Here is a 23,679-nt window from a genome sequence, read left to right on the forward strand (position 1 = left end):
CCACAATATTGAGAAATTCCGGCGACAGCATTACGGTGTGTGTCTGGCTGGCAATTTCCGCAGCTATGTCGAGCGTGGCGGGGGAGCTTTGATGCGAGCTGAAAGTAACGGTACGGCCCGGCGGATTCTGTGCGTGTTTCCGCGGTACACCTCGTCGTTCGGAACGTTCGAACACTCCTACCCGCTAACAGACGGCGTCCGCGCCTTCATGCCGCCCCAGGGGCTTTTGCTGCTCGCGGCCTATCTGCCCGAGGAGTGGCAGGTCAAATTCGTCGATGAGAATCTCCGTCGCGCGACCAAGGAAGAGTTCGCGTGGGCGGAGGCGGTCTTCGTCAGCGGCATGCACATCCAGCGCCAGCAGATGAACGACATCTGCCGCCGCGCCCATGAATTCGATCTCCCGGTCGCGCTCGGCGGTCCCTCCGTCAGCGCCTGCCCGGACTACTACCCGTCGTTCGACTATCTGCATGTCGGCGAGCTCGGTGACGCCACCAACCAGCTGATCGAGATCTTGGCGCGCGACACGTCGCGTCCCGGGGCACAGGTGGTGCTCACCACCAAGGACCGCGTGCCGATGACGGAATTTCCGATCCCGGCCTACGAACTCGCCGACGTGAAGAAATACTTTCTCGGCAGCATCCAATATTCCAGCGGTTGCCCCTATCAGTGCGAGTTCTGCGATATCCCCGGTCTCTACGGTCGCAATCCGCGCCTCAAGTCGCCGGAGCAGATCATCGCGGAGCTCGACCGTCTGCGCGAATGCGGCATGACCGACACGGTCTATTTCGTCGACGATAATTTCATCGGCAACCGCAAGGCGGCGATGGACCTGCTGCCGCATCTGATCGAATGGCAGAAGCGGACCGGCTATGTGGTGCGGCTCGCCTGCGAGGCGACGCTCAACATCGCCAAGCGGCCAGAGATCCTTGAGAAGATGCGCGAGGCCTATTTCATCACCATCTTCTGCGGCATCGAGACGCCCGATCCCGACGCGCTGAAGGCGATGCACAAGGACCACAACATGATGGTCCCGATCCTCGAGGGCGTGCAGACGATCAACTCCTACGGCATGGAGGTCGTGTCCGGCATCATCATGGGGCTCGACACCGACAAGCCGAACACCTCGGAGGCGTTGCTGGCCTTCGTCGAGGAGTCCCGGATTCCGCTGCTCACCATCAACCTGCTCCAGGCGCTGCCGAAGACGCCGTTGTGGGACCGTCTGGAGCGCGAGGGGCGCCTGATCGAAGACGACGGCCGCGATTCGAATGTCGACTTCCTGCTGCCCTATGACGACGTCGTCGCGTCCTGGAAGCACGCCATGGGCGTCGCCTACGAGCCCGAGAAGGTCTACGCGCGCTTCCAGTATCAATGCGACAACGTCTATGTGCACCGCCTGAAGATGCCGACGCCGGACGAGATGAAGACCTGGCCCAACATCCGGCGCGGTCTCGTCATGCTGCGCAACATCTTCTGGAAGGTCGGTGTGCTCGGCGACTACAAGCGCGTGTTCTGGAAGTTCGCGCTGGGCCGCATCAAGCGCGGCGACCTCGAAGGGCTGATCGGGTGCACCTTGATCGCGCACCATCTCATCACCTTTGCGCGCGCGGCCTCCAGCGGCAAGCAGAACGCCTCGAACTATTCGCTGCGGCTGCGCGAGGCCTCCGTTCCCGCCGAATGACGCGACATGTCTGATCCGGCCGTCCCGCGCCGCCCGACCCTCGATCTACGGTCGTTCACGCCCGCGCGCGTTGCGCTGGGCCGCAGCGGTGCGAGCGTTCCGACGCGGGCGTTGCTCGATTTCACGCTGGACCACGCCCGTGCCCGCGATGCCGTGCACGCGGTCCTCGATGTGCCGCATCTGGTCGCAGATCTCGACGCGCTCGGTCTCGCCGTCACCGAGGCGAGGAGCCAGGCGGTCGATCGCAGGGACTATCTGCGGCGGCCGGATCTGGGACGGCAGCTTGATGCCGGCTCGGTCGAGGCTCTGGCGCGAATCGCCTCAAGGCCATGCCAGCTTGCGATCGTGATCGGCGACGGCCTGTCGGCGGCGGCGGTCCACGCCCATACGGTGGCGTTGGTGACGCGCCTGCTGCCGCTGCTCGCAGCCGACGATGGTGTCGCGCTCGGCCATGTCGTCGTCGCCTCAGGCGCGCGCGTCGCGCTCGGCGACGAGATCGGCGCCATTCTCGGCGCGCGCATGGTCGTGACGCTGATCGGCGAGCGGCCCGGCCTGTCTGCGCCCGACAGTCTAGGTGCCTATCTGACCTTCGCGCCGAAGCCGGGCCGCACCGATGCCGAGCGGAATTGCGTATCGAACATCCACTACGCTGGGTTGAGCTATGACGAGGCCGCCTTTAAGATCGCCTGGCTCGTCCGCGAGGGGCTGGCAAGGGAGGTCACCGGCGTAGCGCTGAAAGACGAGAGCGCGGACCGGGCACCGCGTCGAATTGGCACGGCCTTGCCCGAATAACGGGCATTCCAGCAAAATCGCCACATCTTGATCGATTTGGCCACACTTCGCCTGCTTGCGAGGGAGGCTATGGACCTGCTAAACCCCTCGCGGCGATTTTCCGCGCATTTTCAAAGGGCAAGCCTCCCATTGGTATGGCGTTTTCAAGCCGTTCGCGGAGCGCAATAAGCTCATAGACCGAGCCGATTTAGGAACTGGATAAGGCATGCTCGAAAAGCACAGCGAGAGTGAGGTTCATGTCGACAAGGTCGAGCAGGGGCCTGCGTCCTCCATCGCCTTCGGGCTGGAGCGCATCGGGCTGATCGCCGTCCGGGCGCCGATCGTCTCCTGCGTGGTCCTCCTCATCCTGATCGTCGGCGCCGTGTTCGGCATCCACCGGATCAAGATCGACGATTCGCTGTCGCAGCTGTTCCGCTCCGACACCCGCGAATTCCACCAGTACGAAGAGGTGACGAAGAAGTTTCCGGCCGAGGAGTTCGACGTCCTCGTGGTGGTCGAAGGCAAGAACCTGCTGGCCCGGAACAATCTCGAGAAGCTGCGCGACTTCATCACCGACATGCAGCTGGTCGAAGGCACGCGCGGGCTGGTCTCGCTGTTTTCGGCGCGCCAGGCGCCGGCGCCGGGCAAGCTGCCGGCGGCGCTGTTCCCGCCTGAGCTGCCCGAGGGCGCGGCCTATGACAAGTTCATCGAGACCGTCAAGAACAACGAGATCATCCGCGGCAAGCTGTTGTCGGAGGACGGCACGCTGGCCCTGGTCGTGCTGTCGCTCGATCCGGAGGTGGTCGCCTCCAGCAAGCTGACCAAGACGGTCGCCGACATCCGCGCGCTGATGAAGGAGGATCTCGGCGACACCGGGCTCAACGTGCAGCTCTCCGGCGTGCCGGTCATGCAGCTCGAGATCCGCAACGCGGTCGAGCGCGACGGGCTGACCTACAATATCCTCGGCATTCTCGCCGGCTGCGTCATCGCCATCATCTTCTTCCGCAAGATCTCGTTCATGATCGCGGCCGCGTTCCCGCCGATGATCGCGATCCTGCTGGCGCTCGGCGCGCTCGGCTGGGCCAACTTCAATCTCAACATGTTCCTGAACGTGATGACGCCGCTCATCATGGTCATCAGCTTCTCGGACTCGATGCAGCTGACCTTCGCCGCGCGCGACCGGTTGATCGCAGGCCAGGACAAGTTCACCGCGTTCAAGAACGCGGTGCTGGTGGTGGGGCCGGCCTGCGTGCTGACGCACGGCACCGCTGGCATTTCCTTCATCGCGCTCCAGTTCTCCAGCTCCGACCTGATCCGCAAATTCGGCGAGGCAGGGCTCGCCGCCACCATCATCGCGCTGGTCGCGGTGCTGTCGCTGGTGCCGGTGTTCGGCGTGCTGTTCGTGCGCAACGAGAAGGTCTTTGCGGTCAAGTTCCAGAGCGCGGATGCCGGCGTCCAGGCGCTGCGCAATTTCTGCTACTGGATCGCGGTGCGCATGGTCGGGCGGCCCGGCCTGTTCAGCCTGATCGCGGTGCTGTTCGTCGGCGGCCTCGGCGTCATCTACGCCAATCTGGAGCCGCGCTACCGGCTTGCCGACCAGGTGCCGGACAAGCGCCAGGCGGTCGCTGCCAGCGACCGGCTCGATGCCAAGCTCACCGGCGCCAACCCGGTCAACGTGCTGATCCAGTTCCCCAAGGGTGAATCGCTCTATTCGCCGGAAACCCTGCAGACGATCGCCGACGTGCATGCGACCGTGGAGAAGGCGGCCGGTGTCGGCAATGTCTGGTCGGTCGAGACCCTGCGCCGCTGGCTCACGGAAAAGGCCGGCAGCGCCGACGTCGCGACGTTGAAGGAATATGTCAGCGTGATTCCCGAGCATCTGGTGCGGCGGTTCATCGACGCCGAGCAGGATGCGGTCGTGGTCGCAGGCCGCGTGCCGGACAAGGATTCCAGCCAGCTTCTGCCGATCGTGGACAAGCTCGATTCCGAGCTCGACGCCGTCCGCAAGAAGCATCCCGGCTACGAGGTCGCGGTGACGGGCCTTGCCGCCATCGCGGCGCGCAACTCGGCCAGCATGATCGAGAAGCTGAACCGCGGGCTCACCGTCGAATTCGCGCTGGTCGCGATCTTCATCGGCCTCGCCTTCCGCTCCTGGGTGGTGATGTTCGCCTGCGTCCTGCCGGGCATCTTCCCCGTCGTGATGTCGGGAACGGTGCTGTGGGCGATGGGCGAGGGGCTGCAATTCGCCAGCGTCGTCGCGCTCACCGTCTCGTTCGGCCTGGGGCTGAGTGCGACCATCCACTTCCTCAACCGCCTCAGGCTGGAGAGCAAGCCGGGCGTCGGCTCGGCGCTCGCGGTGGAGCGGGCGACCGTTCTGGTCGGACCGGCGCTGATCCTGACCACGGTGGTGCTGGCCTGCGGCCTCGTCGTCACCGTGTTCTCCGACCTGCCGTCACTGCGGCTGTTCGGCTGGCTCAGTGCCTTCTCGATGGTCATGGCCCTCGTCGCCGACCTCTTCATCCTGCGGCCGACGGCGATGTGGCTGATCAACCTGCACGCCAGGCTTCAGGGTGCGGACAAGCGCGCGATCTGAGCGTGGGGCGGCGAACGCCACGCCACGCTCACGCTTCGACGCGAATGATGCCGTACGGATTGAACTTGAAGTCGTCCTCGGCGTAGTCCTGCTCCCGCGTTAGCGTGAGCTTGTGGTCGCGGAGCGTCGCTTCGATGCCGCGCTCGGCCATCGCGTTGGCGAGCTCCTCCATCAGCATGACCGCGGCCCATTCGTTGCCGCGCGATTTCGCAACATAGATCTCCGGCAGGCCGACGAGTTGATAGCCGACGGTTTCGTTGTAGCGATCACCGCCGAGTGGGCGCTTGGCGAAAGCAAGACGACATGCTTTGGCTACAGCGAGAGTCACGGCAAGATCCTGACCGGTGCTCGCGCCCTTGCGCGCCTGACCGGCCAGTTGCCGCCATCGATCGAGGCCGTGGGCAACGCCTGCGCTTTCGCCCTTCACGGCGGTGGCACCGGCCTCGATCATCTCCTCGACGATGCGCAAGGCCGCCGCCGAATAGGCGACCGTCTTCTGCTGCTCCATCGGTGGGCTCAGTACATAGAGCACTGATTTGTGGTCGGCCACGGCGGCTTCGTCGGTGGCGGACCAGGCTTTCGGGAAGACGCGGTCCCAGCACACGCCAAACGAGCGCTCCATATGCGGATCGGGTCGGGCCTGCGAATAGGTGCGGTCGATCTCGAAGCCGAAATCCGCGATCGTCCTGGCCGCGGCCTCCGGCGGGTGCAGCAGGCTTTCGTCCTTGCCGAGGAAGCAGAGCACGTGACGCGGTTTGACCGACGAAGGCTGCATGCCCGCCCCTCGCTGGATTGACGGTTGATCATTGGCCCATGCGCGACTGGTTGCGAACAGTCCGGCGGCCTTGAGCAGGTTTCTGCGAATATGGTCCATGTCAGCAAAAAGCCCCCGGCTCGCGAGAACCGGGGGCGTGTTCCTCTCGGCGCAGGACGGGCGTCAGCCCTTCGTCATCGTGATGTTGACGCCGCGGATCTCGCCCTTGGAGCTGATCTGCACCGTCTGCTTGGTGCCGTTGGTGCGCAGCGACAGGTTGGCGGCAAAGCCGTTGGCCTCGACGAACACCTCGATCTGGCCGCCGCCGGCGGTGCCCTGGAGATTGCCGAAGATGTTGCGGCTGGCCTCGCTCCAGTTGCCGGAGATGCGGTCGCCCTGGCTCGTCACGTCGCTGGTGAGGTCGAACTTGTAGCTGTCGGACGCGCAGTGCAGTGCCTGCTTCAGGTTGAGACCGCTGCCGGCGACCTTGTAGTCCGCCTTGCAGCGGATGCGCTCGGTGGAGCCGTCGGACAGCGACACCGTGCCGGTTCCAGTCCACGCGCCGTCGAAACCGGCAAACGGTCCGGACGACTGTGCGTGGCTTGCCGAAACCGAGAAGAGCAGCGCCGCCCCGATGCCGGCCGCCTTGATTGCCAGTCCAGATCGCCCGAAGAATTTCATCACAAATATCCCGTTTTGGAACGACGTCCGCTCAAGATCAGAACGTCTCGCCACATCGAAGGTTTAGTGTTCCGAGCCTGTGTCAGGTTCAAAGCCTGGCCGCCAGGGACGGTGGTTCACGAAGTCCTTGCGCCATGCCTGGCGGCCGCGATTTCCCGTGTTTCGGCGTGTTTCTGGCCGAAACGGAGGGGCAGAGAGATGCAGCTCTGCAACAGGCGTGCAGTAAAATGCGGGCTACCTGAATTATGACGTAGTATCAACCTCTTACATCTGCCAATGAAGGTGCAGGGAAGGCCTGATTTGGAGGTGTGGCGCCAATTTGGCCGCATTTTCCAGTGCTTGTGCCTTCTCCGAGGCCGCATGTTCCGCGGCGACTAGCCATCAGAACAATCCGTTCCGGTCGTCCGCCCTGTGCTGTCCGGGATCGGTGCGATTCTGCCGTCAGAATGAAGGAATACAATGCGTAAGCTTTTCGTCGCTCTCACCCTGCTGTCGGCATCCCTGTCCACGGCGGCATTTGCCCAGCAAGGGCGCGGCACGGACAGCGAGCAGAAGGCCTGCACGCGCGATGTGCAGAAGTTCTGCCGTCCGGTCATCGACCAGGGCGATTTCACCATCCTGGCCTGCCTGAAGGAGAACCGGGCCAAGATCTCGCAGGCCTGCGACCAGGTCCTGAAGAACCACAACCAGTAAGCTCGGCCACTGGCCCACAAGGGCGGCCCCCGGGGCCGCCTTTTCGGGGCCGATCCGCGAAGGGCAGCCATCGCGAGACAGGATTGGTTTTGCGGCCGTATTCCCCTATATGGGGGCCGCGGCGGCATCGCCGGCATGAGCCCGCGCGAGCGAAAAAGCCCTTCCTGTCCAAACGATTGTAAACCAGCCCTCGATGACCTCTGCGAGCGAATTGCGATCCGGCAAGGGTGACCGCGACGAGAATTTTCCCGTCGCGTCCTGGATCATTCATCCGCGTCATCGCGCGCTGATCCTGGCGTATTACAATTTCGTCCGCACCGCCGACGATATCGCCGACCACGCGACGCTGCCACCCGACCAGAAGCTTGCCTATCTCGACCTGCTCGAGGCGGAACTGCTCGGCAAGGGCGACACCCAGGCCGAGGCTGTCAGCCTGCGGCGCGCGCTGGCCGAGCGCGGCATGGCGCCGCGCCATGCGCTCGACGTGCTCATCGCCTTCCGCATGGACGTGACCAAGCTGCGCTACGAGAACTGGGACGAGGTAATCCACTATTGCCGCTACTCGGCGATGCCGGTCGGCCGTTTCATGCTCGACGTCCATGGCGAGAGCACCTCGACCTGGGCCGCATCGGACGCGCTTTGCGCGGCGCTCCAGATCAACAACCACCTCCAGGATTGCGGCAAGGATTTTCGCGAGCTCAATCGCGTCTACCTGCCGCGCGATGCGCTGGCCGCGAGCGGCGCCTCGGTCGAGCAGCTCGGCCTTGCCCAGTCGCCGCCGGCGATGCTGGCCTGCCTGCAGGCGCTTGCCGTGCGCAACGAAGCGCTGCTCGACGAGGGTAGGTCGCTGAGCGCGGAGATTCGGGATTTCCGCCTCGGCGTCGACGTCTCGGTGATCCAGGCCTATGCCGACCGCATCGTGCGCCTGCTCAAGGTACGCGACCCCCTGCGCGAGCGCGTGCATCTGAACAAGTTCGAGCTCCTCACCTTCAGCCTCGCCGGCATGATCGGCGAAGTCGGCCGCCGCGCGATCGGACGCAAGGCCATTTCCAGACCGGGGACTGCACATGACGCTTGAGGCGACCTCGCCCGGCGCCAGTTATGGCTCGACCGCATCCGGCAGCTCGTTCTACGCCGCGATGCGCATCCTGCCGCATGACCAGCGCGAAGCGATGTTCCAGATCTACAGCTTCTGCCGGCAGGTCGACGACATCGCCGATTCCGACGGCCCGCGCGAGGAGCGGCTCGCCGCGCTTCAGGAGTGGCGCAACGACATCGACGCGCTCTATCAGGGCAATCCGCCGCCGCGGCTGAAGGACTACGTCGCCTCGGTGAAGACCTTCGGGCTCAAGCGCGAGGATTTCCTGGCCATCGTCGACGGCATGGAGATGGACGTGCCGCAGGACATCCGCGCGCCCGACATGGCGACGCTCGATCTCTATTGCGATCGGGTAGCGAGCGCCGTGGGACGGCTGTCGGTGCGGGTGTTTGGCATGCCGGAAGAGGACGGCATCCTGCTCGCCCATCATCTCGGCCGCGCGCTCCAGCTCACCAACATCCTGCGCGACATCGACGAGGACGCGGGCCTCGGCCGGCTCTATCTGCCGCGCGAAGCGCTGCTGCATGCCGGCATCACCTCCGACGATCCGAACCGCGTCATCGCCGAGCGGGCGCTGCCGAAGGTCTGCCTGCCGCTGACGCAGCGTGCGAAGGTGCATTTCGAGAAGTCGGACGAGATCATGAGCCGCAACAAGCGCCGCGCGGTGCGCGCGCCGCGGATCATGTCGAAATACTATCATTCCATTCTGGACCTCCTGATCGCGCGCGGCTTCAACGCGCCGCGCGAGCCGGTGCGTGTGTCGAAGGTCACACGCATCCTGATCCTGCTCCGTTACGCTTTCATCTGATGCAAAACACAGCTCATATCATCGGCGCTGGAATTTCCGGCCTCTCCGCCGCCGTGCGGCTCGCCAATGCCGGCTTCAAGGTCGCCGTGCACGAGGCGACGCACCAGGCCGGCGGCCGCTGCCGTTCCTATTTCGACGGCGCCACCAACCTCACCATCGACAACGGCAATCATCTGCTGCTGTCGGGCAACAGCCATGCGCGCGCCTATGCGCGCGCGATCGGATCCGAGGCGGGCCTGGTCGGCCCTGACAGCGCGCAGTTTCCCTTCGTCGATATCAAGACCGGGCAGCGCTGGCAGATCGATCTCGGCGCCGGCCGGCTGCCGACCTGGGTGCTCGACGAAAGCCGCCGCGTTCCCGACACGGGCCTCACCGACTATCTCAAGCTGGCGCCGCTGATCTGGGCGTCGGAGGCGACGCTGGTCGGCAAGTCCATTCCTACCGAAGGCGTGCTCTATCAGCGCCTGGTGCAGCCGCTGCTGCTCGCCGCCCTCAACGTCGATCCGCCCGAGGGTTCGGCCGGGCTCGCCGGCGCGATCGTGCGCGAGACGCTGCTTGCCGGCGGACAGGCCTGCCGTCCCCTGATCGCGCGCGACGGCCTCAGCGCCGTGCTGATCGAGCCCGCCGTGAAGTTCCTGCAGGAGCGTGGCCACTCGGTTCAACTCGGCCATGAGCTGCGCTCGTTCGTGACCAGTGACGGCAAGGCCGGCGCGCTGAATTTCGGCGGCGAGGACGTGATCAAGCTCGCCGACGGCGATGTCGTCGTGATGGCGGTGCCGCCGCGTGCCGCCTCGAGCCTGCTGCCGGGCCTGAAGACGCCGACCGAATTCCGTGCCATCGTGAACGCGCATTTCCGTTTTGAGCCGCCGCCGGGATCGCCGCCGATCCTGGGCGTGATCGGCGGCGTCGTGGAATGGCTGTTCGCGTTCCCGAACCGGCTCTCGGTGACCATCAGCAATGGCGACCGTCTCGTCGACATGCCGCGCGAGGAACTCGCGCAGGCGATCTGGAACGACGTCTGCGAGGCAGGCGGCGTCTCCGGCGAGCTGCCTCCCTGGCAGATCGTGCGCGAACGCCGCGCAACCTTTGCCGCCACGCCGGCGCAGAATGCCCTGCGTCCGGGGCCGGTCACGGCACTGAAAAACCTGTTCCTCGCCGGTGACTGGACTGCTACGGGATTGCCTGCAACCATCGAGGGATCGGTCCGGTCCGGTGATCGCGCCGCCGATCTGGTGCTGGCCGCGCAGCGGCGCTGACGGGAATTTGTCCCGGTCAATTCGAATCAACTATCGGAGTAATCGAGCCAGATGGATTCCGTGAACGCGACCGCCCGCGAAGCCCAGGAATCGAAGATCTCGGAATCGAGGATCTTGGAATCGAAGATCCTGGAATCGAGCATTGCGTCAGCCACGCAAGGCGTCCTCGGCTTGCAGCAATCCGACGGCCATTGGGTGTTCGAGCTCGAGGCCGACTGCACGATTCCGGCCGAATACATTCTCCTGCGCCATTATCTCGCCGAGCCGGTCGACACCGTGCTCGAAGCCAAGATCGGCAACTATCTCCGCCGCGTGCAGGGCGCACATGGCGGCTGGCCGCTGGTGCATGACGGCGCGTTCGACATGAGCGCCAGCGTGAAGGCGTACTTCGCGCTGAAGATGATCGGGGATTCCATCGACGCGCCGCACATGGTGCGCGCGCGCGAGGCGATCCACGCCCGCGGCGGCGCCATTCACAGCAACGTCTTCACGCGCTTCATGCTCGCGATGTTCGGCGTCGTGACCTGGCGCGCGGTGCCGGTGTTGCCGATCGAGATCGTGCTGCTGCCGTTCTGGTCGCCGTTCCACATCAACAAGATCTCCTACTGGGCGCGCACCACCATGGTGCCGCTGATGGTCATCGCCGCGCTCAAGCCGCGCGCGAGGAATCCGAAGGGCGTCGGCATCGACGAGCTGTTTCTCCAGGATCCGCGCTCGATCGGCATGACCGCGAAGGCGCCGCACCAGAGCATGGCCTGGTTCCTGCTGTTTCGTTCGCTCGATGCGATCTTGCGCGTCATCGAGCCGCTGTTTCCGAAGAGCCTGCGCAAGCGGGCCATCGATGCCGCGCTCGCCTTCACCGAGGAGCGGCTCAACGGCGAGGACGGCATGGGCGCGATCTATCCGCCCATGGCCAACATCGTCATGATGTACGACGCGCTCGGCAAGGACGAGAGCTATCCGCCGCGCGCGGTGACGCGCCGGGGCATCGACAAGCTGCTCGTGATTGGCGATGACGAGGCGTACTGCCAGCCTTGCGTCTCGCCGGTGTGGGATACGACGCTGACCGCCCACGCGCTGCTCGAGGCCGGCGGCGACAAGGCCGTGCCTGCGGCGAAGCAAGGCCTCGACTGGCTGATCCCGAAGCAGGAGCTCGCCGTGAAGGGCGACTGGGCGGTGAAGCGGCCCGACGTGCGCCCGGGCGGCTGGGCCTTCCAGTACAACAACGCCTATTACCCTGATCTCGACGATACCGCGGTCGTGGTGATGTCGATGGACCGGATGCGCCGGGAGCACGGCGTCACCGGCTATGACGCCGCGATCGATCGCGGCCGGGAGTGGATCGAGGGCATGCAGAGCGACGACGGCGGCTGGGCCGCCTTCGACGTCAACAACCTCGAATATTACCTGAACAACATCCCGTTCTCGGACCATGGCGCGCTGCTCGATCCGCCGACCGAGGACGTCACCGCGCGCTGCATCTCGATGCTGGCCCAGCTCGGCGAGACCGCCAAGACCAGCAAGCATGTGGCCGATGGCGTTGCCTACCTCCGCAAGACCCAGCACCCGGAAGGGTCCTGGTACGGCCGCTGGGGCATGAACTTCGTCTATGGAACCTGGTCGGTGCTCTGCGCCCTGAACATGGCCGGCGTCAGCCACGACGACCCGATGATCCGGAAGGCCGCCGCCTGGCTGGCCTCGATCCAGAACAAGGACGGCGGCTGGGGCGAGGACGCCGTCAGCTACCGCCTGGACTACAAGGGCTGGGAACCCGCCCCCTCGACCGCCTCGCAAACGGCATGGGCCTTGCTTGCCCTGATGGCGGCAGGCGAGGTTGATCACCCGGCCGTCGCCCGCGGGGTGGAGTACCTGATTGCAACACAGAACGAAAAAGGACTGTGGGACGAGCAGCGGTACACCGCCACAGGCTTTCCCCGTGTATTCTATCTACGGTATCATGGTTACCCAAAGTTCTTCCCGCTGTGGGCGCTGGCGCGGTATCGGAACTTGCGGAACACCAACAGCAGGGTGGTAGGGGTCGGAATGTGACTTTGGGGACGGGGGACTATCTTACCGCGGGCAATGCCATTGATCCGCGGCCAATACTCATTGTGACCGGTCTGGTTCAGGAGGCCCGCATCGCAGCCGGGCCCGGAATGGCGGTCATCTGCTCGTCCAGCAGCCCGACCCAGTTGCGGGCGCTTCTGACTGTGGTGGACCCTGAAACGATTCGCGGCGTGATCTCGTTCGGCGTGGCCGGCGGGCTCGACCCGACGCTGCGCTCCGGCGACGTCGTGCTGGCGACCGAGGTGCTGTCAGGCGATACCCGCTGGGCCGCCGGGCTGTCGCTCGGCGACGACCTGATCGACCGCCTGACGTCCGGGCGCCGCCGCGTGGTGCGCGGCAGCCTTGCCGGCGCCGAGGAAGTGGTCACCGGGCGGTCCTGCAAGGCGGCGCTGCACTCGGAGACCGGCGCCTCCGCCGTCGACATGGAGAGCCACATCGCGGCCGCCTATGCCGCCGAGGCCGGGCTGCCCTTTGCCGCGGTCCGCGTCATCAGCGATCCCGCCCATCGCGCGCTGCCGGCGCTCGCCCGCGCCGCCATCAAGCCGAACGGCCAGATCGATCTGGCCGCCGTGCTGCGCGGCATCGTGCGCAACCCGACGACGCTTCATGCGCTGGTCTCGACCGGCATCGACTTCAACCGCGCGCTGCGCTCCTTGCGCGGCTGCCGCGACTATCTGATCGGCACCGAGCTCGTCGACAGCGAGGCCCTGGTCTCCAAGGCGGCCTGAGCGGGTCTTCGATCCAATCAAGAAAAGGCCCGGTCGCGCGACCGGGCCTTTTTCGTTTTGATGTCCGTAGCCCGGATGGGGCGTGGCGTCGCGAAGCGTGCGCATTGCGATCTGCTCACAACGCTGACATCGCCTGTTCGAGGATATCGAGCGCCCGGTCGAGTTCATCGCGCGAGATCGTCAGCGGCGGGCATAGCGTGACCACGTTGCCACCACCGAGCTTGAAGCTAAGGCCCGCCTCCAGGCAGCGGTACAGCAGGCGCTCCGCACGCGCGTTCGCTTCAGCCTCGTCGCGGCGGCCGATCTCGACGCCGAGATAGAGACCGGCGCCGCGCACCTCTGATATCAGCTGATAACGCTGCGCCATCGATTGCAGCCGTTCGAGCGCGTGCGCGCCGAGCACGCGCGCCGCGGTGAGCAACTGCTCCTCCTCGATCACATCGAGCGTGGCCAGCGCCGCGGCGCAGCCGACCGGGCTCTTCTCGTGGGTGTAGTGGCCGAGCGCTCCCTCGGGCACCACGTCGAGATCGGCCCGCGCCACGATGGCCGCCATCGGCATGATGCCGCCGCCCAGTCCCTTGCCCAGCACGAGAATGTCGGGTGCAGTTTCGGCCTGCTCGCAGACGAACATGGTCCCGGTGCGGCCGAGGCAGCTCGGCACCTCATCGAAGATCAGGAGCGCCCCGTGCCGATCGCAGCTCGCGCGCACGCGGGGCCAGAAGCCGGGCGGCGGCAGTTCGACCGTGGTCCAACGCATCGGCTCGGCGATCACGGCCGCGACGTCGCCCTGCACCTCGAGGACATAATCGATGTAGTCGGCGAGGCGCTCATGCGCGCGGCCGTCCTGTCCGAAGAAGCGCGCGGCCAGTCCCGGCGGCGGCACATGCTCCGTGCCCGGCAGCAGCGGGCCGGCGCCGCGCCGAAACAGGGCTTCGCCGCCGACCGAGACCGCGTCGAGATTGGCGCCGTGGAAAGCATCCCACATGGACAGCGTCTTGTGTCGCCCCGTTGCGTAGCGGGCGAGCTTCAGTGCCATGCCGATTGCAGCTGACCCGCTGGGTGCCAGCAGCACCTTCTCCAGGGGCGCCGGCGCGAGTTCGGCGAGGCGCCGGGCGAGGTCGATGGCGGACTTGTTGGTGTAGCGGCGCGGGCAGAAGGGCAGGGTGTCGAGTTGCGACTTGATCGCCGCCACCACGCGGGGGTGACCGTAGCCGACCTGGTGCACGCTGTTGCCGTGGAAATCGAGGATGCGTCGGCCCTGGAGATCGACGAGATGGCTGCCTTCCGCGGCCGTGGCGACGTTCAGGCACGGCGTTGACAGCGACTGCCGCAGGAACCACCGCTCGTCCTCGTCGAGCCATTTTTTCGTTTCCGCGTCGAGGTGGCGTTCCGCAAACGAACGCCGCGCCGCCGACAGATTGACGTCGCCCTCGGCGGCACTCATGGCCGCTCTCCGCGGGCCAGCCGGCCCTCGATCGCCGCGATCACGGGGATGATATCGGCGACTCCGTCGATGACGTAGTGGGCGCCCGCGGCCTCCAGCCGGCCGGCCGCTGCCGCACGCCGCTCGGCGAAGGTTTTCGGTGGCAGCGCCGCGGTGTCGGCAAGCGACAAGCCGAACACGTTGCCGGTGACGGCCACGCCGACGGTCCAGCAGCCGCCGTTGAGACCTTCCTTGATCCCGACCTCTGTGTCGTCGACCTTGACACAGCTCCAGGCCGGCCAGACCCCGAGATCCAGAAAACCCTTGTACAGCATGAACGGCGTGGGTCGGCCGTCGGGCGTGTCTCCGGTGCAAACGATGCTGTCAGGCGAATAGCCCTGCGCCGCTGCAACCGGAATGACCTCGGCCATGATCTCCCGCGTGTAGCCCGTGCTCGAGCCGATCTTCAGGCCGCGGCGCCGCAGTCCGGCGACGGCCTCGGCCACGCCCGGGATCACGTCGGCGTAGCGCCCGGCAACCTCGACATTCATCGGCACGAACACCGCATAGAGCGCATCGATGTCGGCTTCGGTTGGCGCGTGGCCGTGCTTGTCGCGCCACGCGGCGGCGATCCGGGGCAAGCGGAGGAGGGCGGCGATGTGCGGGCGCTTGGCCATGCCCATCGGCCCGCGCGCCTCTTCGACGCTGATCGCAACACCGAAGCGCGCGAAAGCCTCCACGAACACGCCCATCGGCGCCAGCGAGCCGTGATCCACCGTCGTGCCGGCCCAGTCGAACACGACGGCCTGGACGTGCTCGAATTTGTCGGTCATGGCTCAGCTCCCGGACGTCAATTCGTCAAGCACTTCCTCGGCGATCGCAAACGAGGTGCTGGCGCCAGTGCCGCTGGTGATCATGACGAGGCGCACAGTTTCAGATGGGCGGTCGATCAGCATCAGCCGGTCGGACGCCGAGGCGTAAGTGCCGATCCAGCGCTCGCGGATGACAGGCGTTGGCCACGCCAGAACCTGGCGGAATTCGTCCATGATCAACTCGTCCACCGTATCCGGACCGAACGGGTCCGGCGTCGCGTCGTAGTGGTGGGAATCGCCGACGACGAGCGAGCCATCCTCGCTCTGCACGGCGATCAGATGCACACCGTTGGCCAGATGCTGGCCCTGCTCGGATTCGAGTCGCTGCTTCAGTGCGGCGGTCTCCGGCAGTTCGGCGTAGCCGAGATAACGCACGAGGCCGAGGTCCGACATCACGGCCGCGTTGAAGCGCGGCATCGCGCTCGCCGATGCGACCCGCAGCATGTGCAGCTTGCATCGGACGAGGCCGTAGCTCGCCAGGCGTTCCGGATAGAGGCTCAGGAAATCGTCGCCGGGGCAGACCACGCACAGCCGGGCCCTGACCGGCCCCCGTGTGGTGTCGATGACCGGCGGTGTCACCGCCTTGGCCAGCGTCTGATACAGGAAGGTGACGCCGTGCACTTCGGCCAGCCAGCGCGCCAGTGCCGGCACCGCGATGCGCGACTCCACGCGCAAATCGTGCGGGCTCGCCAGCACGGCTAGCAGATCGTCGGTCCGCAGCATCGGGAAACGACGGCCCGCCTCAGCCGGGCTCAGAAGCTCGCAACCCTCGCCCATCTCGGTGGTGCGGAACGCCTCGAGCACGGCCACGGCTTCCGGTCGTCGCACCGCGACCGCCAGTCCGGCATGCTCGATCCTGATGCCCGCGGCCGGGGCCACTTCGGCCCAGACCTGCCGCGACCGCATCGCCCGCTGCCAGCACTGGCCGCGCTGCTGCCCGGTGACGGTGACGAAGCCGAAATTGCGGATCGAGGCGCCGTTCGCCCTCGCATCGCGCTCGATGACCACGACCCGCAAGCCCCGGCGCACGCCCGCAAGCGCATGGGCGAGACCGCAGATGCCGCCCCCGATAACGGCCAGATCGAATTCGTCTCCTGACACGCTCACCGCTTCCTCCACATCTGCGCGCGCGCAAGATAGCCCTGTGTGAGTAACATGTAGATGGCTCGTGTGACGGCGGCGGTGGCGAACACGACCATGGCCATGGCCGCCGCCGGAGCCACGTCGCCAGCGTCATCCATATTGAGCACGGCGATGGCCGCAAGTGTCGTGTGCGGCGCGTAGATGAAGACCACCGCGGAGACGGTCGTCATCGCATTCACGAACAGATACATGGCGATATCCAGCACGGCCGGCAGGCAGACCGGCAAGGTCACGCGCATGAAGGTACGCCAGAACGGCACCCTGAGCGATGCCGAAACGGTCTCGAATTCCTGGTCGATCTGCTTGAGCGCCGTCACCGCGGTCAGGTGCGAGACGGAGTAGAAATGCGAGATGGTGCAGATGACGAGAATGGCCATCGTGCCGTAGATGAAGTTCAGCGGATTGGCCGGATTGTTGAAGAAGAAGATGTAGCCGAGGCCGAGCACCAGCCCTGGAACGGCCAAAGGAAGCAGCGCGAGAAACTGCACGAAGCCGCGGACATAGCGAAAGCGCGGGGTCTTCTCGACCAGATAGGCGCCGGCAAAGATCACCGCAGTCCCGAACAGCGCGGTGAGGCCGGCCATGACGAGTGAGTTGAAATAGCTGCGCCAGCCGCCGCCATCCATCATGTCGAAGTCGAAGTTCTTGAAGCTGGGCGTCAGATTGTAGGGCCAGAACGTCGCGATCGAGGCGAAGAAGGACACGCCGAGAATGACCAGGATCGCGAACGCGATCAGCGAGCAGATCGCCAGCATCGTGCGATCGATCGTGGCGTCGGGCCTGGGCGCATACGGTACGGCGCGCGCGGAGAGCAGCGCCAACTGGCGTCGCTGCATGAGCTGATCGACGACGAAGGCCACCCCCGCTGGCAACAGCAGGATCAAGCCGACCACCGCGCCCATCTGGAAATTCTGCTGCCCGACCACCTGTTTGTAGATGTCGGTCGCGAGCACGTTGAACCTGCCCCCGATGACCTTCGGCACGCCGAAATCGGTGATCACCAGGGTAAAGACGACGAAGACCGCGCTGATCAGGCCATAACGTGCTCCGGGAAAGGTCACGGTCCAGAAGGTGCGGCGCGGGCTTGCCCGCAACGCTTCCGCCGCCTCATACAGACGCGCGTCCGAAATCGCCAGCGCCGTGGTGATGATGATGAGCGCGTGCGGGAAGGTCCAGAACACCTCGCCCATCACGATGCCGATCGGACCGTAGATCGACGCGCCGAACAGCATCCATTTGACGAGGCCCTGGTTGCCGAACAGATAGACAAGGCTGATCGCAGGCAGCAGCGAGGGTGCGAGAATCGGGATCTGCGCGATGATGCGGAACAGTCCCCGTCCTGGCATGCAGGTGCGGGTGAGTCCGTAGGCGTAGACGAAGGCGAGCAGAACGCAGATGATCGTGCTCAGCAGCGAGACCCAGACCGAGTGCCAGATCGAATTGGCCAACGCCGGGTTGGCGAAATAGGCCTGGAAATTGGCGAGGCCTATGAAGCTGCCATCAGCCGCCTGGAAGCTCTTGGACAGCAGCGCCCAGAGCGGCAGCAACACGGTGACGATCAACCAGAGGCCGAGCGCCACGACCGCGCCGCGCATGATCCAGTCGTCGTGCCCCAGCTTCTGCCGCAGCGGCGCCACTGCGGCGGTGCGGTCCGGCAGAATTAGCGTCTCGGTCGCCATCGCTGGTTTCCCGTGTCAGGCAGTAGCAGAGCGCGGCTGGGCAAATACGCGTAACCGCTTCGGCGGCAGCGCGACCTCGATGGTCGCGCCCGAGGAAATGCCGAGGTCGCGCACGGCGTTGATCGAAAAGTCGGCCGAGAAGTTCAGTCCCGTGCCGCTCGCATGCAGGGTCGTCGCGAAATGATTGCCGATGAATTCCATGACGCCGACCTGGACCGACAGGCGATTGTCCGAATGCTCGCCGATGTCGCGCACCGCCACGTCCTCCGGCCGAAGGCAGACCGTGACGGCCGCGCCCTCGCCAAGCGGCACCTCCTCGCTGAAGTCGAGCACGGCACCCCTGACAATTGCGCGCTTGCTGGTGACGAGGCGTCCCTCCAGAAAGTTCATCTTGCCGACGAAGTCGGCGACGAAAGCGGTCGCGGGTCGGCCGTAGATCTCGTCGGGCGTGCCCACCTGCTCGATCCTGCCATTGCTCATCACCACGATCCGGTCGGACATGGTGAGAGCCTCCTCCTGGTCGTGGGTCACCATGATCGTGGTCAGCTTGAGACGTTGCTGCAGGTCGCGGATCTCGCCGCGCAGACGCGCCCGGACGCGCGCGTCGAGAGCGGATAGCGGTTCGTCCAGCAGCAGAAGGCCGGGCGATAGTGCCAGCGCCCGGGCGAGCGCGACGCGCTGCTGCTGCCCGCCTGAGAGCTGGGCCGGATATTTGTCGGCTTGCTCGGGCAGGCCGACAAGTTCAAGAAGCTCCTTGACCCGTCTGTCGATCTCGATGCGAGGCGTGCCGGCCGACACCAGGCCGTAAGCCACATTGTCCTTGATCGTTAGGTTCGGGAACAACGCATAGGACTGGAACACGATGCCGAAGTCGCGCTTGGCGACCGGCAACGTCGAGATGTCCCGCCCGCCTTGATGGATCGACCCGGCGGTCTGCACGTCCAGTCCGGAGATGGCGCGCAACAGCGTGGTCTTGCCGCAGCCGGATGGCCCGAGGAACGAGACGAACTCCCCGGGCATGATGTCGAGGTCGATAGTGTCGAGCGCGGTGAACGCACCGAACTTTTTCGAGAGGTTGCGGATGCGGAGATAGGGCACCGTCGTCGGCGTGCTGTCCATTGTACTGTCCCGCATTGACCGGCGGCGCCCATGCACCGCCGGCTTGGTCGCTCCTGGGATCACCGGCAGGATCCTCAGTTCAGGTCCCTCAGTTCAGGTTCTTCAGTCAGTTCTTCAGTTCTTGGGCTCGGACTTGCCGTCGTAGCGCTTGCTCCACTCCGCCAGGATCTTGTCGCGATTCTCCGCGGCCCAGGCAAAGTCGTTCTTGATCAGCATCTTGTTGATGTCACCCTGGATGAACTCCATGGAGCTTGCGATGCCGGGCAAAGCTACGATGGCGAAGTTCTCGGCGTAGAGCTTGTTGGCCTCCGCCGTCGCGGCCCAGTCGGCAAGCTTCTTCGCCGCCTCGGACTCCTTGGTGGTCTTCAAGATCCCGATAGCTTCCATATCCCAGCCGAGGCCTTCCTTGGGCAGGACAATGCTGATGGGCGCTCCGCCCTTCTTGGTCTTGTTGGCGCGATACTCGAACGAGAGGCCTATCGTGTACTCGCCGGCGGCGGCCTGTCGGCACGGCTTCGAGCCGGAATGCGTATAGGCCGCGATGTTCTTGTGAAGCTCGTCCATGTACTTCCAGCCCTCGTCCCAGCCGAACATCTGGAGCCAGGCGGAGACCATCAGAAAACCGGTCCCCGAGGAGGCCGGGTTCGGCATGGCGATTTGCCCCTGATAGACCGGCTTGGTCAGATCGGCCCAGGAGGCGGGCTCCGGCAGGTTCTTCTTGCCGGATTCCACGGTGTTGACGCAAAAGGCCGATGCCCAGACGTCCATGCCCACCCACTCCGGCGAGGCAGCGGGATCGCGCATCTTGGCGTCGACCTTGTCGAGACCCGCCGGCGCGTAAGGCATCAGCATGCCTTCCTTCTGCAGCAGCATCAGCGAGGTTGCGGCAAGACCCATGACCACATCGGCCTTGGGGTTTGCCCTTTCCGCGAGGAGCTTCGCGGTGATGATGCCGGTGGAGTCGCGGACCCAGAGGATGTTGATGCCCGGATTGGCCTTCTCGAACGCGGCCTTGTAGGGCTTGATCTGGTCGGCCTCCAGCGCCGTGTAAACGGTGAGGTCCGCCGCGCGAACTGAAGTGCTGAGGCAGAACATGGCGGCGGTGATCGACACAACAGCGCATCGCAGACCGCTTGTCGTGCACAGGTTCATGTCGGGCTCCATCGATGTTGGCCGCGGGCTGGCACCGTCCGGGCAGGGAACCGATATTGTTAGATGACATTTCCGTCACGTACATGTCGGATTTTGTGCACGGCGCGCCTCGATCGTAGTGTCTCTGCACATCTTGAGTGCAATGTTGCCCATGCAAGCGTCTGCTCCGAGCCTCCTTCAGCGTCTCCGCTTGGCGTGAGCAATGATGCGCGTTTGCCGCTGATTGCGTTGCGGTCGTCGTGGCTTAGCCGAATGGACATTGCTCCGTCTCCCGGTGGAGCCTGGCAGCACGAGCAAAGAACCGTCGGTTTCCGACGGGTTGCAAAATTGAAGGCGATCAAGCGTGCTGGACGATTTCGCTGATGTTTGACGAACCAAACATCGAAGGAGGATCGCGCAAGGGCGCTTCGACCCACGAAATCAGTCGCAACGTCAGGCAGGCAGCCGCAGGCACCCGAGAGATGGCCGAAACCATGGTTCACGTGACCCGTGCTGCCGGCGAATCCGGCACTGCTTCCGCTCGGGTGTTGCAGGCGGCGTCAGATCTCTCGGTTCGGTCCAAATCCCTACAGTCGCAAGCCGCAACCTTTTTGGCGGCGATCAAGACCGCCTGATTGCGCTTGAACTAAACAAACGAAAAGGCCCGATCGCGATGGCGACCGGGCCTTTCTGGTTTGTGGACGCCTGCGCGCTTACGCGGCCGTCGAAGCCTTCCGCGCGGCCTTCTGCTCGGCGGCGGCGGCCTCGTCCTTGCGGATCTCCGACAGCTTCTTCTGGACCTGCTCCGAGAAGATGTACTGCGCCGGACGCTGCTTGCTCATGTCGATCTCGGGCGCCATGGGACCAGAGGTCTTGACGCCGCGCAGCGACACCCACATCGCCTTCAGCGGGTTGTCGAGGGCCGCGGTCGCCGCGGTCGGCTCGTAGCCGCAATGGGCCATACAGTCGGCGCACTTCTCGTACTTGCCGGTGCCGTAGGTCTCCCAGTCGGTGGTGTCCATCAGCTCCTTGAAGGTCTTGGCATAGCCTTCACCGAGCAGATAGCAGGGCTTCTGCCAGCCGAAGATGTTGCGCGCGGGCATGCCCCAGGGCGTGCACTCGTATTCCTGGTTGCCGGCGAGGAAGTCGAGGAACAGGCCGGAATGCATGAAGTTCCACTTCTTGCCCTTGCCCATCGCGAAGACGTCGCGGAACAGCTTCTTGGTCTTGGTGCGGTTGAGGAAGTGCTCCTGGTCCGGCGCACGCTCATAGGCGTAGCCCGGCGACATCGAGACGCCGACACCGAGTTCGACGGTGAGGTCGAGGAATTTGGCGATCTCCTCGGCCGGATGGCCGTCGAAGATGGTGGCGTTGACGTTGACGGTGAAGCCGCGCGCCTTGGCCGCCTTGATCGCGGAGACGGCGCGGTCGAACACGCCCTTCTGCGACACGGCCTTGTCGTGATGGTCCTTCAGGCCGTCGAGATGCACCGAGAAGAACAGGTACGGCGAGGGCTCGAACAGATCGAGCTTCTTCTCGAGCAGCAGCGCGTTGGTGCAGAGCGAGACGAACTTCTTGCGCGCGACGAGGCCGCGCACGATCTCGCCGATCTCCTTGTGGATCAGCGGCTCGCCGCCGGGAATGGCCACCATCGGCGCGCCGCATTCGTCGGCGGCGTCCCAGCACTCCTGCGCCGTCATGCGACGGTTGAGGATCGCGTCGGGATAGTCGATCTTGCCGCAGCCGACGCAGGCGAGGTTGCAGCGAAACAGCGGCTCCAGCATCAGCACGAGCGGATAGCGCTTGCGGCCAAGCAGTTTCTGCTTGAGCAAATAACCGCCGATACGCATTTCCTTGAAGAAGGGGATAGCCATTACACGTTTCTTTCTGGGCTTGAAATTCGGGTGGGTCAGCTCGCAGCCAGTTCGGCCGGAAGCCGGAATTCGATGTTCTCCTCGCGGCCCGGCAGCACCGAGACCTTGACTGGTCCGATCCGCCGCATCGCCTCGATCACGTCATCCACGAGTACCTCAGGCGCCGAAGCGCCGGCCGTGACGCCGACGGTCTTGGCATCTTTCAACCACTCCGGATTGAGCGCGCTGCCGTCGGCAATCAAATAACTCGCGACGCCGGCCTCAGTGCCGATTTCGCGGAGCCGGTTCGAGTTCGAGCTGTTGGCAGCGCCCACCACCAAGATCACGTCGACCAGCTTGCTCAAGTCCCTTACCGCAGATTGGCGGTTCTGTGTCGCATAGCAGATATCCCGGATATCCGGGCCTTGAATATCTGTAAAGCGGGCCTGAAGGGCCGAAATGATGTCCCTGGTGTCGTCGACCGACAGGGTGGTCTGGGTGATGTAGGCCACTGGCGTATCCGCCGGCAGGACAAGGGCCTTAACCTCTTCAACGCTTTGAACAAGCAGCACCGGCCCCGGAACCTGGCCCATCGTGCCCTCGACCTCGGGGTGGCCGGCATGGCCGATCAGGATCAGCGTGCGGCCCTTGGTGATATAGCGCTTCCCCTGATTGTGAACTTTCGTGACCAGGGGGCAGGTGGCGTTGAGCACCGGAAGGTCGCGCGCGGCGGCCTCTTCCTCGACGCTGCGGGCAACGCCATGGGCGCTGAAAACGGTCACCGCCTTCGGCGGAACCTCGGACAGCGCCTCGACGAAGATGGCGCCTTTGTTCTTCAGGCTCTCGACCACGTATTTGTTGTGCACGATCTCGTGGCGCACGTAGACGGGCGGGCCGTACTTCTCCAGGGCCCGTTCCACGATCTCGATCGCGCGCACCACGCCCGCGCAGAAACCGCGCGGCTGCGCTAGATAAACTTCCATAGGACGCCCATCACGCAATTTGCACCAATCCGCTTCAAAGTCCCCCGGGGGCACCCCGTACTGACCAATGAGTTGCAATATCCGCACCATTGGTTTCGCGCACGCGGTAGCCACCCACCCCCGTCGGGGCTCCGGCGCATGGAGGCGCAATACTTTGTGTCAAAAAATCGGCAGAAAGGAAAGGTCGGATGGACCTATTGTTCCCTGCCGGCTCAATCGATGGTAATATAGTACAGAAAGCGTCGTGAGCAAGATGGCGACATTTGTGCTCACCCCTTCGTCACTTTCCCGCCTCAACTCCCCGGCTATACCGACCGTCCCGCATGATTTTGCCATGGTCTGCGCCGT

Annotated in this window: 21 protein-coding genes; 10 read left to right on the forward strand and 11 right to left on the reverse strand. The window is 64.9% G+C overall.

All coding sequences use genetic code 11. The features are described from left to right. Nucleotides 1–91: 91 nt before the first annotated feature. The 3 genes from E4K65_RS00720 (at nt 92) to E4K65_RS00730 (ending at nt 5,042) form a co-directional block, all read left to right on the forward strand. Complete coding sequence (locus tag E4K65_RS00720; protein ID WP_167770417.1) at nt 92–1,678, forward strand: B12-binding domain-containing radical SAM protein; 1,587 nt, start codon at nt 92–94, stop codon at nt 1,676–1,678. Between the two features lie 6 nt (nt 1,679–1,684). Continuing rightward, the gene (gene eutC / locus E4K65_RS00725; RefSeq protein WP_135172470.1) at nt 1,685–2,470 is read left to right on the forward strand and encodes an ethanolamine ammonia-lyase subunit EutC; all 786 of its coding nucleotides are present in this window, start codon (nt 1,685–1,687) and stop codon (nt 2,468–2,470) included. 205 nt (nt 2,471–2,675) lie between these two features. After that, on the forward strand, nt 2,676–5,042 hold the full coding sequence (locus E4K65_RS00730) for an efflux RND transporter permease subunit (protein ID WP_135172471.1): 2,367 nt from the start codon (nt 2,676–2,678) through the stop codon (nt 5,040–5,042). Nucleotides 5,043–5,070: 28 nt separating this feature from the next. Here the strand turns inward: E4K65_RS00730 and E4K65_RS00735 are convergent, their stop codons facing one another. Further along, a complete protein-coding gene (locus E4K65_RS00735; RefSeq protein ID WP_135172472.1) occupies nt 5,071–5,916 on the reverse strand; it encodes a hypothetical protein in 846 nt (281 codons plus the stop codon). Nucleotides 5,917–5,979: 63 nt separating this feature from the next. Next, nucleotides 5,980–6,477 carry a hypothetical protein gene (locus E4K65_RS00740; protein WP_027544089.1) on the reverse strand — a complete coding sequence of 166 codons (498 nt, stop codon included), beginning with the start codon at nt 6,475–6,477 and terminating at the stop codon, nt 5,980–5,982. A gap of 459 nt (nt 6,478–6,936) precedes the next feature. On the opposite strand from E4K65_RS00740, the gene E4K65_RS00750 reads away from it, so the two are divergent. The 4 genes from E4K65_RS00750 to hpnE all read left to right on the forward strand — a co-directional run bounded on the left by E4K65_RS00750 (nt 6,937) and on the right by hpnE (nt 10,333). Next, nucleotides 6,937–7,170 (forward strand): hypothetical protein, encoded by a 234-nt coding sequence (locus E4K65_RS00750; protein ID WP_135172473.1) that lies wholly within the window; start codon nt 6,937–6,939, stop codon nt 7,168–7,170. 193 nt (nt 7,171–7,363) lie between these two features. Further along, nucleotides 7,364–8,248, forward strand: a complete 885-nt coding sequence (gene hpnC, locus E4K65_RS00755; RefSeq protein ID WP_135172474.1) for a squalene synthase HpnC — start codon at nt 7,364–7,366, stop codon at nt 8,246–8,248. Beyond that, nucleotides 8,238–9,077 carry a presqualene diphosphate synthase HpnD gene (hpnD, locus tag E4K65_RS00760; RefSeq protein WP_135172475.1) on the forward strand — a complete coding sequence of 280 codons (840 nt, stop codon included), beginning with the start codon at nt 8,238–8,240 and terminating at the stop codon, nt 9,075–9,077. Before hpnC ends, hpnD begins: the two co-directional genes overlap by 11 nt. Then, on the forward strand, nt 9,077–10,333 hold the full coding sequence (hpnE, locus tag E4K65_RS00765) for a hydroxysqualene dehydroxylase HpnE (RefSeq protein WP_135172476.1): 1,257 nt from the start codon (nt 9,077–9,079) through the stop codon (nt 10,331–10,333). The genes hpnD and hpnE overlap by 1 nt, the downstream gene beginning before the upstream one ends. Before the next feature lie 26 nt (nt 10,334–10,359). On the opposite strand, the gene E4K65_RS49440 is transcribed toward hpnE, so the two are convergent. Next, the gene (locus E4K65_RS49440; protein WP_271573617.1) at nt 10,360–10,488 is read right to left on the reverse strand and encodes a hypothetical protein; all 129 of its coding nucleotides are present in this window, start codon (nt 10,486–10,488) and stop codon (nt 10,360–10,362) included. Between E4K65_RS49440 and shc the strand changes: the two genes are divergently transcribed. Both shc and E4K65_RS00775 read left to right on the forward strand, forming a co-directional pair. Continuing rightward, nucleotides 10,448–12,382, forward strand: coding sequence for a squalene--hopene cyclase (gene shc, locus E4K65_RS00770; RefSeq protein WP_235885415.1), 1,935 nt, complete (start codon nt 10,448–10,450; stop codon nt 12,380–12,382). The genes E4K65_RS49440 and shc overlap by 41 nt on opposite strands. Further along, entirely contained in the window at nt 12,379–13,128 is a 750-nt protein-coding gene (locus tag E4K65_RS00775; protein WP_027544094.1) for a phosphorylase, read from the forward strand. Before shc ends, E4K65_RS00775 begins: the two co-directional genes overlap by 4 nt. 115 nt (nt 13,129–13,243) lie before the next feature. On the opposite strand, the gene pbfA is transcribed toward E4K65_RS00775, so the two are convergent. The 6 genes from pbfA to E4K65_RS00805 form a co-directional block, all read right to left on the reverse strand. Continuing rightward, nucleotides 13,244–14,572 (reverse strand): (R)-1-hydroxy-2-aminoethylphosphonate ammonia-lyase, encoded by a 1,329-nt coding sequence (gene pbfA / locus E4K65_RS00780; protein WP_135172478.1) that lies wholly within the window; start codon nt 14,570–14,572, stop codon nt 13,244–13,246. After that, on the reverse strand, nt 14,569–15,384 hold the full coding sequence (phnX, locus tag E4K65_RS00785) for a phosphonoacetaldehyde hydrolase (RefSeq protein ID WP_135172479.1): 816 nt from the start codon (nt 15,382–15,384) through the stop codon (nt 14,569–14,571). Before phnX ends, pbfA begins: the two co-directional genes overlap by 4 nt. Nucleotides 15,385–15,387: 3 nt before the next feature. Next, on the reverse strand, nt 15,388–16,530 hold the full coding sequence (locus E4K65_RS00790; RefSeq protein ID WP_135172480.1) for a TIGR03364 family FAD-dependent oxidoreductase: 1,143 nt from the start codon (nt 16,528–16,530) through the stop codon (nt 15,388–15,390). Then, nucleotides 16,527–18,245, reverse strand: a complete 1,719-nt coding sequence (locus tag E4K65_RS00795) for a putative 2-aminoethylphosphonate ABC transporter permease subunit (RefSeq protein ID WP_135172481.1) — start codon at nt 18,243–18,245, stop codon at nt 16,527–16,529. The genes E4K65_RS00790 and E4K65_RS00795 overlap by 4 nt, the downstream gene beginning before the upstream one ends. A 15-nt stretch (nt 18,246–18,260) precedes the next feature. Next, complete coding sequence (locus E4K65_RS00800; protein ID WP_135172482.1) at nt 18,261–19,364, reverse strand: putative 2-aminoethylphosphonate ABC transporter ATP-binding protein; 1,104 nt, start codon at nt 19,362–19,364, stop codon at nt 18,261–18,263. A 114-nt stretch (nt 19,365–19,478) separates the two neighbouring features. Next, complete coding sequence (locus E4K65_RS00805) at nt 19,479–20,516, reverse strand: putative 2-aminoethylphosphonate ABC transporter substrate-binding protein (RefSeq protein ID WP_135172483.1); 1,038 nt, start codon at nt 20,514–20,516, stop codon at nt 19,479–19,481. A 362-nt stretch (nt 20,517–20,878) separates the two neighbouring features. On the opposite strand from E4K65_RS00805, the gene E4K65_RS00810 reads away from it, so the two are divergent. Next, nucleotides 20,879–21,130, forward strand: coding sequence for a hypothetical protein (locus E4K65_RS00810; protein WP_135172484.1), 252 nt, complete (start codon nt 20,879–20,881; stop codon nt 21,128–21,130). Between the two features lie 78 nt (nt 21,131–21,208). On the opposite strand, the gene hpnH is transcribed toward E4K65_RS00810, so the two are convergent. After that, on the reverse strand, nt 21,209–22,369 hold the full coding sequence (gene hpnH, locus E4K65_RS00815) for an adenosyl-hopene transferase HpnH (RefSeq protein ID WP_135172485.1): 1,161 nt from the start codon (nt 22,367–22,369) through the stop codon (nt 21,209–21,211). A gap of 35 nt (nt 22,370–22,404) precedes the next feature. Beyond that, on the reverse strand, nt 22,405–23,331 hold the full coding sequence (ispH, locus tag E4K65_RS00820) for a 4-hydroxy-3-methylbut-2-enyl diphosphate reductase (RefSeq protein ID WP_135173173.1): 927 nt from the start codon (nt 23,329–23,331) through the stop codon (nt 22,405–22,407). Nucleotides 23,332–23,679: the final 348 nt, after the last annotated feature.

Origin of the sequence: Bradyrhizobium niftali (assembly GCF_004571025.1) — a bacterium.
GTDB classification, from domain to species: domain Bacteria; phylum Pseudomonadota; class Alphaproteobacteria; order Rhizobiales; family Xanthobacteraceae; genus Bradyrhizobium; species Bradyrhizobium niftali.